The following is a 15,816-nucleotide window of genomic DNA, read 5'->3' as shown; positions in this document are numbered from 1 at the left end:
ATCCCAGCGACAACGGCTTCGTCGTTGCGCGGGGGTGACGGTGATGGAGTTGCGCGAGCAGCCTCCTCATCACCGCCGGGGTCTGAGCACGGCGGTCATCAACGGCTCTCCAGCAATTCAAGGCCGGCAGATCGTGGCGCCTTCCATCTACTGCCTGGGATTGAGAGCATCATTCAGGCCGTCACCCATCAGGTTGAAGCCGATGACGAGCGCAATGATCGCGAGCCCGGGCCAGAATGCCATCCACGGCGCCTCGCCGAGAAATTGCCTGGCAACGTCGAGCATGGCGCCCCATGACGGGGCCGGAGGAAGCTGGCCAAGCCCCAGAAAGGCCAGGCTCGCCTCGGCGAGAACCGCAATCGCCATGGTCAGTGTCGCCTGCACGATCGTCGGCGCAAGCACGTTCGGCAGCACCTGTCCGGTCAGGATGGCGAGATGGCCGAGGCCCTGGGACCGGGCCGCCGCGATGTAATCCTCGGTGCAGACAACCAGCGTCTCGGCACGCGCAACACGAACGAAGACCGGCACGGCGGAAATGCCGATGGCAATCATCGCGTTTTGCAGGCTGGGGCCCAGGAACGCGGCGAGCGCAATCGCCAGCACCAGAAAGGGGCACGCGAGCAGCGCATCGGCGAGGCGCGAGATCACCATGTCGGTGAGGCCGCCGAAATAGCCGGCGATGAGACCAAACGGGAGGCCGATCAGCACCGCGACCGTCACGGATATCATGCCGGCGGCAAGCGAGGCCTGCGTGCCGAAGATCACGCGCGACAGCACGTCCCGGCCGAGATCGTCGGTGCCGAACCAGTGTGCCGCGCCGGGTGCCGCGCGAATCGCCATCCAGTCCGGCGCGTTTGGATCGTACGGCGCAATCCACGAGGCAAACATCGCCAGCACGACGAAGAACAGAACGATCGTGGCCCCGATGACGGCGGATGGTTCGCGCAACAGGCGACGAACTTCCGAAGGAGCGGCGGCGCGCGCCTGACTTGCGACCGGTGCCGTCTCAATCGAGCTCATGGCCTGAGCCTCGGATTGAGCAGCACATAGGCGACGTCGGCAATCAGGCTCATCAGGAGGAACAAGGCGGCCGTACAGAGCACCACCGCCTGAACCACGGCATAATCGCGGCTGAACACGCCGTCGACGACCATCTTGCCGAAACCCGGGATGGAGAACACCTGCTCCGTCAACACCGCGCCGGCCAGCAATTCGCCAAATTGCAGCGTGCCCAACGTGACCACCGGGGTCAGTGCGTTCGGCAACGCATGACGCAGCACGATGGTGCTTTCGCGGACGCCCTTCGCGCGGGCAGTGCGCACGTAGTCCTGCTTCATCGCCTCGATCATCGCGCTGCGGACATGGCGCATCATGATCGCAGCGGTGCCCGTGCCGAGCACGAGAGCGGGCATCAGCATCGAAAGCAGGTTGCCTCCCACGCTTTCAGACGGCGGAACAAAACCTCCGGCCGGAAGCCAGCCGAGATTCACCGAGAACAGAAGGATCAGCATGATCCCCAGCCAGAAATGCGGGATCGACAGTCCGGCAAGCCCGAACAGACTGGCGCCGTAGTCGAAGGGCGTCCCGCGCCCCAGCGCCGCGAAGATCCCGATCGGCAACCCGACGAGCAGCGCGACCAGCATCGAGAGTATCGCGAGCTCAATGGTCACCGGCAATTTTTCCACCAGCATGGTGCCGATCGGCAATCGGGTGCGTACCGACGTGCCGAAGTCGCCGTGCACCAGGGCCTTCAGCCAGACGGCATACTGCACCGGGATCGGATCGTTGAAGCGATACTTGTGCCGAAGATACTCAACCACTTCGGGATTACGCTCTTCTCCGGCGAGCGCCAGCGCGGGATCGCCGGGCAGCAGTTTCTGCAGACCGAACACCATCATCGACACCAGCAACAGGGTCGGCAGCAGAACGGCAAGCCGGCGCAGAAGCAGGGTCTTCATCGGGGCAGACTGGTCCTCATCAGGGCAAGCGCGCCGGCGGGCGCGAGGCGTTGCGCATCAATTCACCGGCCTGACACCGACCAGACGCAAGAGACCGTCCGGCACCATGACGATACCGCCGACCGATTTGCGGGCCGCAAAGAACCAGTTCGGGTGATGAAGGGGAATCGACGAGAGCGCCGTCAGGTAAATGTCCGTCGCTTTGGCGTAGAGCGCCTTGCGCTTGGCTTCGTCGGCCTCGCCCCGGGCCTGGTTCAGGATCGCATCGAGTTCCTTGTTGCAATACTTGTTGACGTTCTGGGAGCCCGTGCAGCTGAAAAAGGCGACCAGCGTCGGGTCCGGGTCAGCGCGGCCGCTCCAGTTGCCGATATAGGCTTCGAAATTGCCGTTCAGGTAGCGCTCGATGGCCGTGGTCGTTTCCATGGGCAGCAGCTTGACGTCGAAACCGGCCTCGCCCGCCATCGACTGTATGATCTGTGCGACCCGGGAATCGCCGGCCGTATTCTCGTACTGGAGCTCGACCGGCACGCGAGTCATTCCGGCGGCGGCAATCATTGCCTTGGCCTTGGCAACGTCGCGAGCCGGCGCCTTGTGCGCGCCATCGTAGAACGGAGATGACGGCGGGATCATCTGGTTATCCGCCAGGAACTCGCCGTTGAAGGCAACGCGATTGATGACATTGCGATCGATCGCCAGCTCGAAGGCCTGACGCAGCGTCGCGTTCTTGCCGAGTGGCGTATCGGCCTTCGCGCCGGCGCCGACATTGAACATCAGATGCGAGACGGCAAGTCCCTGGCCGGAATGCAGGGCGAGGTTGGGATCGTCGCGCACGGTCTTGAGATCGGTCGGCGCGATACGCTCCGCGAGATCGAGATCGCCCGCCCGTACACGCGACAACCGCACGGTCGAGTCGGGAACGTAGTAGTAGACGACCTCGTCATAGCCGACCTTTGCGGCGTTCCAGTAGCCGGGATATTTCTTGACGCGAATGAGGTCGCGCGACTTGCGCTCGACAAATTGATACGGACCGGCACAGACCGGCGCGGCGGCAAATTCCCCGGCTTTCTCCGTGGCGGCCTTGGGCGAGACCATCATGCCGGCACGATCGCTGAGATTGGCCAGCAGCGGAACGAACGGCTCCGACAGGTTGAACTTCACCTTGTCCGCGGCAAGCGCTTCGACGCTCGCGATCGGCGCCAGCTCGGCCTTGCGCTTGGAATCCGGCATCGTCTTCATGCGCTCGATATTGAACTTGACTGCCGCCGCATCGAACGCGGTGCCATCGTGGAACGTGACGTTCTTGCGCAGCGTAAAGGTGATCGACTTGCCGTCCGCGGCCCATTCCCATGCCTCTGCCAGCTGCGGCACGATCTTGAGGTCGGCGGAGATATCGACGAGCTTGTCGCACAGCGCCGCAAACACGAAGCGGCCTGCGTAAGTGCCGCTGAGCGCCGGGTCGAGCGCATCGGGATCGTCCTGAACACCGACCCGCAATGTCACGGCACTCGCCGAGACAACACCCGATGCGATCATCAGAATGGCCGCCAACGCCGTGCCGATCCGCTTCATACGGAATTCCTTTCGTCCCAAGGCTTCGTCCAAAGCTTCGTCCAAAGCTTCGTCCAAGGCTCTGCTGTGGAAGGGCAAGACAAGCACGCCCAATCGAATTTGTAAATATCCCGAACAAATCACCCTACGATGTGGAATTAAGTTACGATATCTCGCCTCATTAACAGGCAAAATCCGCAAACCGCGCCCCTTGACTGCAAGCTCAGCGATGTATTAGTTCGACATATTGACTAATTGGATCGAGGCTCATGCAAGACGCCCCCTCATCGCCCGTTGCGCGACAGCAATCCGTTCGCCTCGTGGTTGAGCGCCTGCTGCGTGACCGCTCGGTATCGCGCGCCGAAATCGCCCGCAGCACGGGCCTGTCCAAGCAGACCATCTCTGAAGTGATGCGTGATCTCGAACGCGACGGTTGGGTCCATGAGGACGGCCAAATTCAGGGCAGCGTGGGGAGAAGCGCCGTCACCTATGCGCTCCGGCCGGACGCCGCCTTCGTGCTGGGCATCGACCTTGGCGGCACGAAACTGCACATCGCACTTGCCGATCTGCACGGAGAGATCGTCGCCGAGAGCATCGAGCCGACATCGAGCGACGGCGGCGCTGCCGTGGTCGCACAGATCGAGCGCATGAAGGATGCCCTGCTTCAGCAGGCGTCGGTCTCGGCGCAACGTTTGCGCGGCGGCGTGATGGGAAGTCCGGGGATGGTCGACCCGGCGTCGGGCAGCATCGTCATCGCGCCCAATATCCCCGGACTGGATAGCCTGGACGTGAGGGCCGCGCTGCGCGAACGGCTCGGCATCGACATCACCATCGAGAATGACGTCAATCTCGCGGCAATCGGGGAGCATTGGCGCGGCAACAGCCGCAGGGCGCGCAGTTTCGCCTTCATCGCAGTCGGCACCGGCATCGGCATGGGCATCTTTTCGGACGGCTATCTCGTGCGCGGTGCACGCGGGGCGGCCGGCGAGATCGCTTACCTGCCGCTTGGGGGCGATCCCTACGATGCGCGCGGCCTTCGCTTCGGTACCCTGGAAACCGCCATCGGCAGTGCCGGCATCATCGAACGCTATCTCGGGCTCGGCGGCAGCCCCGGCAGCACGGTGCGCGATGTCTTCGATCGGCTCGAAATCGAGGAGGCGGCACGGATCACGATCGACGAGGTCAGCCGAATTCTCACGACCGCGATCCTGGCCGTACACAGCATCCTCGATTCGGAGATCATCATCCTGGGGGGCAGCATCGGCGCACGGCCCGAATTGAAGCTCCGGATCGACGAACATCTGGGACGCTGCATGCGCGAGCCCGTTCGTATCGAGCTGAGCGCGCTCGGCAATCGTGCCACACTGATCGGCGCGATCGGCAGCGCGATCGACCTCGTGCATCGCTCGCAGTTCGGCATCGGCAGGGATGCCGGCCCATTGGCGCTTCCCGCCGCGGCAGCAGATGTCGCGGCATGACAGAGCACGCGCCGAGAATTGAGGTTGCAGGCAATGTGAGTGCCCTCGCCGAGCGCGCAGCCGCACATGTCATCGCCCGGCTGCACGATCGGCGGCCGATTACCCTCGGTCTTGCGACCGGAGCGACAATGACGCCGCTCTATGCCCGCCTTGTCGCCGCGATCCGCGCCGGCCTCATCTCGTTCCGAACGGTGTCGAGTTTCAACCTCGATGAATATGTGGGCCTCGCCCCCCAATCGCCCGGAAGCTTCCATGCCTATATGCAGCAACATCTGTTCAGGCATGTGGACATGGAAGCCGGTCGGGCACAGATCCCCGATGGCACGGCCGACGACGTCGCCGCCGAGGCCGCGCGCTATGAGGCGCAGATTGCGGCGGCCGGTGGCATCGACCTGCTGCTCCTCGGCATCGGCGCCAACGGCCATATCGGCTTCAATGAGCCAGGCTCGGACTTCGCCTCACGTACCCGCGAGGTCAGACTCGACGAGGCAACCCGCATCGCGAATGCCGTCAATTTTCCCGATCCGGCGTCGGTTCCCGAACGTGCGATCACAATGGGCATCGCGACAATCCTGGAGGCTCGGCGCATCCTCCTTGTCGCCAGGGGAGCGGAGAAAGCAGCCGCGATCGCAGCCGCGATCGAGGGTCCGATCACGGCAGCTTGTCCTGCCTCGGCACTCCGCCTGCACGGCAACGTCGATATCCTTTGCGATGAACCGGCCGCCGCAGCCCTCACCTCGCGGCCCCACAACAACAATCGGAGAAGGGCATGAACTGGGGACAGCGCGATTTCATGGTGCCGGGACGCTCGCTGGCGGTGGGCGACCGGGGCATGGCCGCGACCTCTCATCCGGCCGTCACGCTCGCCGCGGTCGAGATCCTGCGCGGTGGCGGCAATGCAGTCGATGCCGCCATTGCCGCGATCGCCCTCCAGGGTGTCATCGATCCGCATATGACCGGCATCGGCGGCGACTGTTTTGCGATCTATGCTCCGGCCTCCGGCAAACCTGTCGCCGTCAACGGCTCGGGCCGAGCACCGGCGAAGGCCGAACTCGGCTGGTTCAGGCAACGGGGGCTGGCGTCGATCCCTGACTACTCACCCCATGCAGTCACGGTTCCGGGAGCGGTCGATGCCTGGTGCCGCCTCTCTGCCGACCATGGTTCAAAAGGCCTCGACGAGGTTCTGGCGCCCGCGATCCGCGCGGCCGAGACCGGCTTTGTGGTCACGCCCCGCGCCGCACTGGATTGGGCCCGTTACGGCGATCGCATCGAACGACATCAGGTCGGCGTACCGGTCTATCTGCCCGGTGGCACTGCGCCCGCCGTCGGCAGCAGGCTCGGTCATCCCGCACTCGGCGCAACGCTGCGCCGGATTGCACGCGAGGGACGCGCCGCTTTCTACGAAGGTGCCGTCGCCGAGGAAATCGTCGCAACACTCAAGACGCTGGGCGGGGTGATGCAGCTTGAAGATCTGGCAACTGCCCGATCGGAGTACGTCGAGCCGATCAGCGCCGACTACCGCGATCATCAAATCCTGCAATGCCCGCCCAACGGACAGGGCGTCGCGGCGCTGCTGATCGCCCGCATCCTTGCCGGCTTCGACATGGCCAATCCGGCGCTCGGCGAGGCCGATCGCGTACACCTCCTTGCCGAGGCAACCAAGACGGCCTACCGGCAGCGTGACGCGCTGGTCGCCGATCCGGCATTCCGTCCGCTCGATGTCAACGCGCTGCTCTCGGAGGCGTCGGTCGCGGCAATGCGCGCCGCCATCGACCGGAAGCGCGCCAGCGCAGCAGCCGAGTTCGACATGCCTGTTCATCGTGACACGGCTTATGTTGCCGTCGCCGACCGCGACGGCAACATGGTGTCTTTCATCAATTCGCTGTTCTCCGCCTTCGGCAGCGGCATCTACGCCCCTCGCTCGGGCGTGCTGCTGCACAACCGAGGTTCGGGATTCTCCCTCCTCGAAGGACATCCCAATGCCATTGCGCCGCGAAAGCGTCCCTTTCACACCATCATTCCGGGTCTGCTGGCGCAGCGTGGCAAGCCGATCATGGCCTTTGGCGTGATGGGTGGACAATACCAGGCGGCGGGACATATGCAGATCCTGGGCGGCGTGCTCGATCGTGGGCTCGACATTCAGCAGTCCTCGGACGTGCCGCGCAGCTTTGCGTTCGATGGTACCCTGACGCTCGAACCCACGATCCCCGGGGCTGTCGCCGACGACTTGATTGCGCGCGGTCATCGCGTGGTCCGGGCGGACGAACCGCTTGGAGGTTGTCAAGCCGTGCACGTCGATCCTTCCCGGGGCGTCATCTTCGGCGCGTCGGACCATCGCAAGGACGGCATTGCACTGGCGGCGTGACCGGGATGAGAGAGACGTGATGTCGGATCGGACAGCATGAGCGAGATGGCAGAGGCGATCCTGACGATCGAGCGGCTGACGCTGGCGCTGCCCGCCGGCGCGGATCGCGCCTCTGCCGTCGAGGACGTTTCACTTGCCCTGTATCCGCGGCAGATCCTCTGCGTCGTCGGTGAATCCGGCTCCGGCAAATCGGTCTGCGCCTCCGCCGTGATGGGCCTGCTGCCCCAGGCCATTCGCCCGGTTGCAGGGGCCATTCACTTTGAGGGACGCGATCTGCTGAACCTCGCGGCAGCAGAATGGCGGGCGCTGCGCGGGCGACGTATCGCGATGATCTTTCAGGAACCGATGACGGCGCTCAATCCCGTGATCAGGATCGGCGACCAGATCATGGAAGCGTTCGAGGCGCACGGCCAGCTCACGCCAACCGAGCGGCACGCCCACTTGCGCGCCCTCCTCGAAGAGGTCGGCATGCGCGATCTGGAGCGGATCATCCGCAGCTACCCGCATCAATTGTCGGGTGGCCAGCGTCAGCGCGCCATGATCGCGATGGCACTCGCGCTCGAACCATCGATCCTGGTCGCGGACGAACCGACCACGGCACTCGACGTCACGACACAGGCGCAGATCCTTCGGTTGATCCGGGACATTCAGCGGCGGCGCGGCATGGCAGTGCTGTTCATCACGCATGATTTCGGCGTCGTCGCCGACATCGCCGACCGCGTCGCGGTCATGGAGAAGGGCCGCGTCGTCGAACAGGGGCCAATGGAGGACGTGCTCGAACGCCCACAGCATCCCTATACGCGTCGGCTGCTCGCCGCGGTGCCCGGCGGGACCCCGCCGGTCCGGGCCGGGATCGCGGACGAACCGATCGCCTGCGCGGCGAGCGGACTTGCGAAGACCTATCGTGGCAACGACTGGTTCAGCTCGCAGACCGAGGTCGCGGCCGTGAGGAACGTGCACTTCGAAATCAGGCGCGGCGAGACGCTTGGCCTGGTTGGGGAGTCCGGCTCGGGCAAGAGCACGATCGGCCGGCTGGTGATGCGTCTGACCGACGCTGACGCGGGCGTGGTCCGCATCGGCGATCTGGATTTCTCCGAGGCCCGCGGGGCCCGCCTGCGGGCCGCTCGCAAGCACGTCCAGATGGTGTTCCAGGATCCCTTCGCCTCGCTCAATCCGCGTCGCCGCGTCGGGCGGATCATCGCCGACGGACCCATCGCGCATGGCGTCCCGAAGGCGCAGGCCTACGCGCGGGCCGAGGAACTGCTCGTGCTCGTGGGTCTCGACCCAAGTGCCGCGCGTCGCTTTCCGCATGAATTCTCGGGAGGGCAACGCCAGCGGATCGGAATTGCGCGCGCGCTGGCGCTCGACCCGGAAGTGCTGGTGGCCGACGAACCGGTGTCGGCGCTCGACGTCTCGGTCCAGGCGCAGGTGCTCGCCTTGCTCGAGTCATTGAAAGCGCGGCTGCGGCTGGCGGTGCTGTTCATCACCCACGATCTCAACGTCGCCGCCCAGGTCTGCGATCGGATCGCAGTGATGCGCCTCGGCGAGATCGTCGAGATCAAGCCAACCGCGGATCTGCTGAAACGACCGGAGCATCCCTATACCCAGGCCCTGCTGGCCGCGATCCCGGGCAGGCAACGCAGAACGCCCACGCCCCTCTGAACCGCCGCATCTTCATTGAAAGAGGTCTCTGACATGCAGAAGCTCACGGAACTTCCACAGCTGCGCATCGGCCTTGTCGGCAGCGGCTTCATCGCCGCGTTCCATCTGCAATCCATGCTCGGCGTGCGCAACGTCAGCGTCGGCGGCGTCTACAGCCGTTCTGCCGAGCGGCGCACGCGCATCGCCGACAAGGCGCGCAGCCTCGGCCTCGGGCCGGCGCGCGTATTCGACAGTATCGAAGCGATGGCGATGTCCGGCGAGGTCGATGCGCTTTGGCTGCTGACGCCGAACGACAGCCGTCTCGACATCATGCGCGAGATCCACCGCGTGACCAAGGCCGGGGCTCCCCTGCGCGCCATCGCCTGCGAAAAGCCACTCGCCCGCACGCTGGCCGAAGCACGGGAAATGCGTAGGCTCGTCGAAGACGCGGGCTTGCTTCACGGTTATCTGGAGAACCAGCTGTTCTCGACCGCGGTGATGCGCGGCAAGGACATCATCTGGCGGCGAGCCGTACCCGGAAGCGGGCGCCCCTATCTCGCGCGTGCCGCCGAGGAGCATTCAGGACCGCACGAGCCATGGTTCTGGCAGGGCGACAAACAGGGAGGGGGCGTACTCTCCGACATGATGTGCCATTCGGTCGAGGTCGCACGCTTCATGCTGACCGCGCCCGGCGCAAAGCGCGACTCCTTGCGGCTGCTCAGCGCCAGCGCCACGACGGCCAATCTCAAATGGACGCGCCCCCGCTACGCTGCCGATCTCAAGACGCGAATGGGGGTCGATTTCACCAAACGTCCGGTCGAAGATTTCGCGCGCGGGATGCTCACGCTGGAGGATGCCGACGGCCATCAATTGATGATCGAGGCGACGACCTCATGGGCGTATGTCGGCGCCGGCTTGCGCATCCAGCTTGAATTGCTTGGTCCCGAATATTCGATGGAGTTCTCCTCGCTCTCGACCGGCCTCAAGGTCTTTCTCTCCCGCGCAATCCGCGGATCGGAGGGCGAGGACCTCGTCGAGAAGCAGAATTCCGAGCAAGGTCTGATGCCGGTCGTCGAGGACGAGGCCGGCATCTACGGCTACACCGACGAGAACCGCCATATGGTGGAGGCATTCAGGCGGGGCCTGAGCCCGGCGGAAACCTTCGATGACGGGGTCGGCGTCATGGAAATGCTCATGGGACTGTATCGCTCGGCAGAACTCGGCCGGACCATCCATTTCCCGGATCCCGAACTCGAACATTATGTGCCTCTTGTCGCGCGCTGACGGCGTGAAGCCCTGTCCGCGCCTTTTCCGTCCATCAGATGCCACTCTGCGGACGGATTTCGCACGACGGATGGCTTCCGAAACTGGATCACTCGCTTCCTGTTACGACGGTCCGCAAGCGGCGCGGAGCATCGACCCGTCAAACCGCGGACACGCCCTTCCGCTCTCGCGGCGCATTTCGTCCGAGCTTTGCTTCGTCGCTCCACCCTCTCAAAGCCAAGAGGGCGCCGAAGCCGACCTCCAGCTTCAGCGCCCGATGACCACGCTTGAGCACGGCTCCCGCTGTCTGCACAAAAGGCCTAGCGCTCCAAGATTGACCGTAGTGTCGATGAGGGGTCAGCGGGCTAGACCTCGCCCGCTGCCCTCGCAGCATCGGTTACTTCGCAATGCAGGTATCGACGTTCTTGGTTGTGCAAACGTCAAGGCCCGTATAGGTCGGATCTTTAGGCGGAGCTTTGCCTTCCTTGACGTCCTTCAATGCGAACATGGTCTTGTAGCCCATTTCGAACGGACGCTGGCCCACTTGACCGAGCGAAAATCCTTCCTTCATCTGGTCGATCTGAACCGGCAGCGTGTCGGCAACCACCAGCGCAAGATCCTTCTTGGCGATCTTGTCCTTGTAAGGCGCGACCGCAGCACGGTTAGCGTCCGGCACGAATTGCGGGAAACCGCCCGTCGGCGTGAACGCGTCCAGGCTCGGGTTCTTTGCCATGGTGTCCTGGAATTGCTGCACTGACAGCGGGAAATCGTCGTTCGTGTAGAGCGGGCAGCCGTCGATTTCCTTCCAGCCATTCTGTCCAGTCAACCGTTCGCCCGGCGATTGGGCAGACTCCTTGCCCGCCAACGTGTCACGGATACCCTTCATGCGCTCGTTATGATTGGCTGCTGCTGCGCCGCCGGACTGAATGCAGATCGCGCCGCCCTTCGGCTTGATGGTCTGCACAATCTTGGCAATGTTGACGCCAATCTCGTAGTTATGCGTGCCGATATAGGCGAGACGCAGGTCCTTGTTCTCGGGCAGCAAGTCCGAGTCCCAGGTCAGAACGGGAATGCCAGCACTTTTGGCGGCCTGCAACGCAACCGCCATCGCAGCCGCATTAGACGGTGACACGGCAATGCCGTCCACCTTCTTTGCGACGAGGTCCTGCACGATCTGGACCTGCTCCTCGCCACCACCGTGTTCGCCGGGGCCGATATACATACATTGGAATGCCCCCTTGGACTCAGCTTCCGCCTTCTTGCAGCCGTCGCGCGCCTGGTCGAAGAACGGGTTATTCATGTTCTTGGGAACGAGCGCAAAAGTGAACTTCTGCTGCGCGTAGGCCTGTCCTCCCATCAGCGCCGAAAACGCGACGGCGGCCATCAGTAGATGCTTGTTCACGTGTCTCCTCCATGTTTGTTGACGCCAACCTCCGACCCTGTTGTGATCGGATTTCTAGCCCCGCTTCCAGGCAACCCACTCGCGGACCGTAGCAACAAGCGACGTTCCGCTCGTCTGCATGCCGAGAAGCACGGCAATAACAATGAACATGCCGACGAATGCGCCCTGCCAGTTCGAGTCGATGCCGGCCATCAGAAGCGCGTTGCGGATCACTTCGAGAAAGGCAGAGCCTATTACGGCCCCGAATGCGGTTCCGTAACCGCCCATCAGGTTGGCACCGCCAATGACGGTGCCGGCGATAACGCGAAGCTCGTAGCCGGTGCCCATCGCGTTGATGGCTGAGCCGCTGTAGCCGAGGAGCAGCAGCGAAGCGACGGAGGCGGTGAAAGACGAAAACACATACGCTTGGAACTTGATCCAGTCGACCGACACGCCGGTCAGGCGCGCAGCGTTCTCGTTGGAGCCAATCGCATAGAGGTGACGCGCCCACGCTGTAAAGATGAAGATGGCACCGACGATGAGGGCGAGGATCACCATGACCCAAAAATGGGAGGAGAACTCCGGTATCCAGCGCGGTGCCCAGCCGGCCGGCGCATGCAGCGGCCATTTCGCCTGGCCGATTGCCCTGACGATCGGCGCGTCTGGGCCAAACTGGTAGAGCATCTGATTCCCGGAGATCACGACGGCGAGCGAGCGCGCGATCGACAGCATACCAAGCGTTACGACGAAGGACGGCATACCAATATAGGCAACGAAGAAGCCATTGAAGGCTCCACATGCCAATCCCGCCAAGAGCCCGGCCGCGAAGGCGACGTACCAGGAATAGTGCCAGGTCAGCAGCAACCCGGTGACGATGGCCACGAGCCCCATCACCGAGCCGACGGACAGATCGATACCTCCCGTGATGATGACCACAGTCATGCCGAGGCTCATGATCGCAAGCGGTGCGAAGTTGCGCGTGACGTTCGTCGCGTTGTCGGCCGTGCCGAAGGTCGGTTCCAACCAGGTCATGAAGACCACCAGAGCCGAAAGTGCGACCGCCACCCAGAATGCCTGACTTGTCATCAGGCGCTGGAGGGTGGTCTGCTCACGAACTCCGACGACGTCACTGATTGCGGCGTGCGTTTCTTCTATTGCTTTGGCGACACTAGGCTTCACGGATCGCTCCCGTAATCAGGCCGGTGATCTGCTCTGGTGAGGTCGCCGCGGTCTCCTTGTCGGCAACCTTCGAGCCGCGCCGAAGGACAATGATGCGGTCGCAGACCGTAAACACATCGGGCATGCGGTGGCTGATCAGCATCACCGATACTCCCCGAGATTTCAGCCGGCGGATGAGTTCGAGCACTTCGGCGACCTGTCGTACAGAAATGGCCGCGGTTGGCTCGTCCATCAGGACAAGCTTGGCATTGGACAGCCGGGCCCGGGCGATCGCAACGGCCTGACGCTGTCCCCCTGACATCTTCTTTACGAGGTCGCGGGGGCGCGTTTCCGATTTGAGTTCCGCGAAGAGTTCGCCGGCGCGCCTGATCATCGCCTGTTTGTCGAGGATGCGGAACGGCCAGACCCCCTTCTTGATCTCGCGTCCGAGAAAGACGTTCTCCGCTGCGGTCAGATTGTCGGCAAGCGCAAGCTCTTGATAGACAACTTCGATCCCCTCGGCCCGGGCCTCTATCGGCCTGTGGAAATGGCATGCCTTGCCATCAACAACAACGGCCCCTTCGGTGGGCGGAAAGTTTCCGGCAATCAGTTTTACCATGGTCGATTTGCCGGCGCCGTTGTCGCCCATCAACCCGACCACCTCCCCCGCATCGATCGAGAAGCTGACGTCATGGAGTGCCCGAATGGCACCAAAGCTCTTCGAGATGCTCCGCACATCAAGCAACGCCACGCGTTCCCTCCATCGTACGGTGGCAGCTCTGTCCGGCCGCCTTACCTCATCGATCCGCGCAATTAATATTGCACAACTCACAATCTCGCAACGTCTATTTCATGCACCTTGCATGAACGCTCGTTGCGGCTTGGGCGGAACGTATGGAAATCAGAAGTGCTGGAGACCACATAGCGCTTGCCTGGCGCGATGCCACGACCGCGCCCGCACGTTATAGAAAAAGCCTCTGGCTCCCGAATTTATCAGAGCGGCATTTCAGGCTGCGGCGACGTATCGTACGCGCCCCAGATACTTTGGTCGAAGTTAATAGTGGCTCCCGTCATCATGCCTGACTCATCACACGACAAGAACGCGACGGCGCGCGCCACCTCGATGGGATCGAGCAAACGACCAAAGGGTTGTCGCGCGGCGGCTTCCTCGAGCCAGTTCGCAGTCCGGCCGTGAAAGACCTGCTGCGTGTTGAATTCGCCTTCCGAGGCCATCCATCCAATATTGAGACCATTCACGCGGATACGATTGCGTAGCAGCGCGTGGGCCGCATTTCTCGTCAGAGTGTCAAGGGCCCCTTTCGATGCACAATATGCAGCTATGAAGGATTGGCCCCCCATCGCCGACATCGAGGAGATGTTGACGATCGTGCCCTCCACCCTGTCGCGGCGCATGAGTTTGATCGCGTCCTGCATGAGGAAGAAGGGCGCGCGCGTGTTGATAGCGAAAATCTTGTCGAACAATTCGGGGGGCGTATCGATAATCGTGCCGCGGCTCGTGTCACCCGCGGCGTTTACCAGGGCGTCGACGCGCCCGAAGGCCCTGTCCGCCGCGGCCACGACTCTGGCGCAATCCTCGATCTTTGCGAGGTCCGCGCGCACAAATTCGACTGCTGCACCTGTTGCCGCGGCGATCGCGTCGGCCTTCGCCCGGCCCTTCGCCTCGTCGCGACCACACGTTACGATGCCTTTGGCACCACGCTCGGCGAACAGTTTTGCGATAGCGGCGCCGAGCCCCTGCGTACCGCCCGTCACGATCGCGACCTTTCCGCGCATCGACGTCATTCAAGTTCCCCAACGGTTGGCAGGAGCTCCCTACTGCTCGGCACCCGCAGGCAAGCAGGTCTCATTCAAAGTCATCCGATATCGCGGACCTCAACCTTCTTGCCGGTCCTGGCAGATTCGACGGCAGCCTCGGCGAGCACAAGCGCGCGGTAACCGTCGTCGAAAGTCGCTTGGGTCGGCCGACCATCGCGAACAGCCGCAATAAATGCCGCGATCTCTGCTCGATAAGCCTCTGCGTAGCGCTCGATAAAGAAGTTGAGGTAGGGCTCGGCCGCATCAGTCATGGTCGATCCGTAAAACTTCAGCTCGTGCGCCTTCTTGTTGTCAGAGATGATCATCCCCTCGCTGCCAAACAGCTCGATCCGCTGATCGTAGCCGAAGGTTGCACGTCGAGAGTTGTTGATATGGCACAGCTTTCCATCGGCACTGCGCATAATCACCATGATCGAATCGAAGTCGCCGAAATCGGATCCGATGGTGGGATCAACGAGCGCGCTGCCGGTCGCAAAGACCTCGGTCGGCTCATCGTTCAACATAAAACGCGCCACATCAAAATCGTGAATCGTCATGTCACGGAAGATACCGCCCGAGACTGCAGTGTAACCTCGCGGTGGCATCCCTGGATCGCGTGACGTGATGACGACTTGCTCAAGTTTCCCGATCTTGCCGGCTGCACAGGCGTCGCGCGCGGCGCGGTGCCCGGGGTCGAAGCGGCGATTGAAGCCAATCTGAATTGGCACCTTGCAACCTTCAATGGCCTTGCGACATGCTCGTACCCGATCGAGACTGAGATCAATCGGCTTCTCGCACAAAATCGCCTTGCCGGCCTTTGCAGCGAGCTCTATCAGATCGGCATGCGTGGCAGTCGACGTCGCGATCAGAACCGCGTCGGCCTTGCCAATCGCATCTTCCGCACTTGTCGCTACCGTGCAGCCATTTGCTCTGGCAACCTCCTCGGCAGCAGCGCCGTTTGGGTCGAATACCGTCTCCAGGCGCGCGCCGTCCGCCTGCGCTAGATTCCGAGCATGCATGACGCCGATGCGCCCGCATCCGAGCAACGCAAATTTGATCGCCACCGTTCCTCCCGCCAACAAACGTTCGATTTTGTTGCAAGAGTTATTGCAAATATGCAAATATGTCAATAATTGTTCTTTGGCGCCGCCAATGATTCTGCGCCACCAGAATGTTGATGCGAGGGCGCGTGAATTCCTTGGGTCTCAG

13 protein-coding genes are annotated in these 15,816 nt (G+C 62.9%); 5 read left to right on the top strand and 8 right to left on the bottom strand.

Annotation, left to right across the window (positions count from 1 at the left end; translation table 11 throughout):
• Positions 1-147 precede the first annotated feature (147 nt).
• From XI08_RS40040 to XI08_RS40030, 3 genes are read right to left on the bottom strand one after another with little or no spacing between them, the layout of a single operon-like run.
• Positions 148-1,020 carry an ABC transporter permease gene (locus XI08_RS40040; RefSeq protein ID WP_271578661.1) on the bottom strand — a complete coding sequence of 291 codons (873 nt, stop codon included), beginning with the start codon at positions 1,018-1,020 and terminating at the stop codon, positions 148-150.
• Positions 1,017-1,958 (bottom strand): ABC transporter permease, encoded by a 942-nt coding sequence (locus tag XI08_RS40035; RefSeq protein ID WP_027546073.1) that lies wholly within the window; start codon positions 1,956-1,958, stop codon positions 1,017-1,019. The genes XI08_RS40040 and XI08_RS40035 overlap by 4 nt, the downstream gene beginning before the upstream one ends.
• Before the next feature lie 57 nt (positions 1,959-2,015).
• Positions 2,016-3,527 (bottom strand): ABC transporter substrate-binding protein, encoded by a 1,512-nt coding sequence (locus tag XI08_RS40030; RefSeq protein ID WP_271578660.1) that lies wholly within the window; start codon positions 3,525-3,527, stop codon positions 2,016-2,018.
• A gap of 248 nt (positions 3,528-3,775) precedes the next feature.
• Between XI08_RS40030 and XI08_RS40025 the strand changes: the two genes are divergently transcribed.
• The 5 genes from XI08_RS40025 to XI08_RS40005 are packed head-to-tail and all read left to right on the top strand — an operon-like array spanning position 3,776 to position 10,274.
• Positions 3,776-4,984, top strand: coding sequence for an ROK family transcriptional regulator (locus tag XI08_RS40025; protein ID WP_271578659.1), 1,209 nt, complete (start codon positions 3,776-3,778; stop codon positions 4,982-4,984).
• On the top strand, positions 4,981-5,757 hold the full coding sequence (gene nagB / locus XI08_RS40020; protein ID WP_271578658.1) for a glucosamine-6-phosphate deaminase: 777 nt from the start codon (positions 4,981-4,983) through the stop codon (positions 5,755-5,757). Before XI08_RS40025 ends, nagB begins: the two co-directional genes overlap by 4 nt.
• Complete coding sequence (locus tag XI08_RS40015; RefSeq protein WP_271578657.1) at positions 5,754-7,349, top strand: gamma-glutamyltransferase family protein; 1,596 nt, start codon at positions 5,754-5,756, stop codon at positions 7,347-7,349. The genes nagB and XI08_RS40015 overlap by 4 nt, the downstream gene beginning before the upstream one ends.
• Before the next feature lie 45 nt (positions 7,350-7,394).
• Positions 7,395-9,011, top strand: a complete 1,617-nt coding sequence (locus tag XI08_RS40010; protein WP_271578871.1) for a dipeptide ABC transporter ATP-binding protein — start codon at positions 7,395-7,397, stop codon at positions 9,009-9,011.
• 33 nt (positions 9,012-9,044) lie between these two features.
• Positions 9,045-10,274 carry a Gfo/Idh/MocA family protein gene (locus tag XI08_RS40005; RefSeq protein WP_271578656.1) on the top strand — a complete coding sequence of 410 codons (1,230 nt, stop codon included), beginning with the start codon at positions 9,045-9,047 and terminating at the stop codon, positions 10,272-10,274.
• Positions 10,275-10,650: 376 nt separating this feature from the next.
• Here the strand turns inward: XI08_RS40005 and XI08_RS40000 are convergent, their stop codons facing one another.
• The 5 genes from XI08_RS40000 to iolG form a co-directional block, all read right to left on the bottom strand.
• Entirely contained in the window at positions 10,651-11,637 is a 987-nt protein-coding gene (locus XI08_RS40000; RefSeq protein ID WP_271578655.1) for a substrate-binding domain-containing protein, read from the bottom strand.
• Positions 11,638-11,709: 72 nt separating this feature from the next.
• Complete coding sequence (locus XI08_RS39995; RefSeq protein WP_271578654.1) at positions 11,710-12,813, bottom strand: ABC transporter permease; 1,104 nt, start codon at positions 12,811-12,813, stop codon at positions 11,710-11,712.
• A complete protein-coding gene (locus XI08_RS39990; RefSeq protein ID WP_027545008.1) occupies positions 12,803-13,543 on the bottom strand; it encodes an ATP-binding cassette domain-containing protein in 741 nt (246 codons plus the stop codon). Before XI08_RS39990 ends, XI08_RS39995 begins: the two co-directional genes overlap by 11 nt.
• Before the next feature lie 242 nt (positions 13,544-13,785).
• The gene (locus XI08_RS39985; protein WP_271578653.1) at positions 13,786-14,595 is read right to left on the bottom strand and encodes an SDR family oxidoreductase; all 810 of its coding nucleotides are present in this window, start codon (positions 14,593-14,595) and stop codon (positions 13,786-13,788) included.
• 71 nt (positions 14,596-14,666) lie between these two features.
• Complete coding sequence (iolG, locus tag XI08_RS39980; protein WP_271578652.1) at positions 14,667-15,671, bottom strand: inositol 2-dehydrogenase; 1,005 nt, start codon at positions 15,669-15,671, stop codon at positions 14,667-14,669.
• Between the last annotated feature and the right edge of the window lie 145 nt (positions 15,672-15,816).

The organism is Bradyrhizobium sp. CCBAU 11361 (assembly GCF_028128935.1).
GTDB lineage: Bacteria > Pseudomonadota > Alphaproteobacteria > Rhizobiales > Xanthobacteraceae > Bradyrhizobium > Bradyrhizobium niftali.
This window is presented reverse-complemented; position numbering and strand designations above follow the sequence as displayed.

Excerpts from the sequence above, each read along its gene's own strand:
- XI08_RS40025 (WP_271578659.1), top strand. The coding sequence starts at position 3,776 with ATGCAAGACGCCCCCTCATCGCCCGTTGCGCGACAGCAATCCGTTCGC.
- XI08_RS40035 (WP_027546073.1), bottom strand. The coding sequence starts at position 1,958 with ATGAAGACCCTGCTTCTGCGCCGGCTTGCCGTTCTGCTGCCGACCCTG.
- XI08_RS40005 (WP_271578656.1), top strand. The coding sequence starts at position 9,045 with ATGCAGAAGCTCACGGAACTTCCACAGCTGCGCATCGGCCTTGTCGGC.
- XI08_RS40000 (WP_271578655.1), bottom strand. The coding sequence starts at position 11,637 with ATGGCCGCCGTCGCGTTTTCGGCGCTGATGGGAGGACAGGCCTACGCG.
- XI08_RS40030 (WP_271578660.1), bottom strand. The coding sequence starts at position 3,527 with ATGAAGCGGATCGGCACGGCGTTGGCGGCCATTCTGATGATCGCATCG.
- XI08_RS40040 (WP_271578661.1), bottom strand. The coding sequence starts at position 1,020 with ATGAGCTCGATTGAGACGGCACCGGTCGCAAGTCAGGCGCGCGCCGCC.
- XI08_RS40015 (WP_271578657.1), top strand. The coding sequence starts at position 5,754 with ATGAACTGGGGACAGCGCGATTTCATGGTGCCGGGACGCTCGCTGGCG.
- XI08_RS39985 (WP_271578653.1), bottom strand. The coding sequence starts at position 14,595 with ATGACGTCGATGCGCGGAAAGGTCGCGATCGTGACGGGCGGTACGCAG.
- XI08_RS40010 (WP_271578871.1), top strand. The coding sequence starts at position 7,395 with ATGGCAGAGGCGATCCTGACGATCGAGCGGCTGACGCTGGCGCTGCCC.
- nagB (WP_271578658.1), top strand. The coding sequence starts at position 4,981 with ATGACAGAGCACGCGCCGAGAATTGAGGTTGCAGGCAATGTGAGTGCC.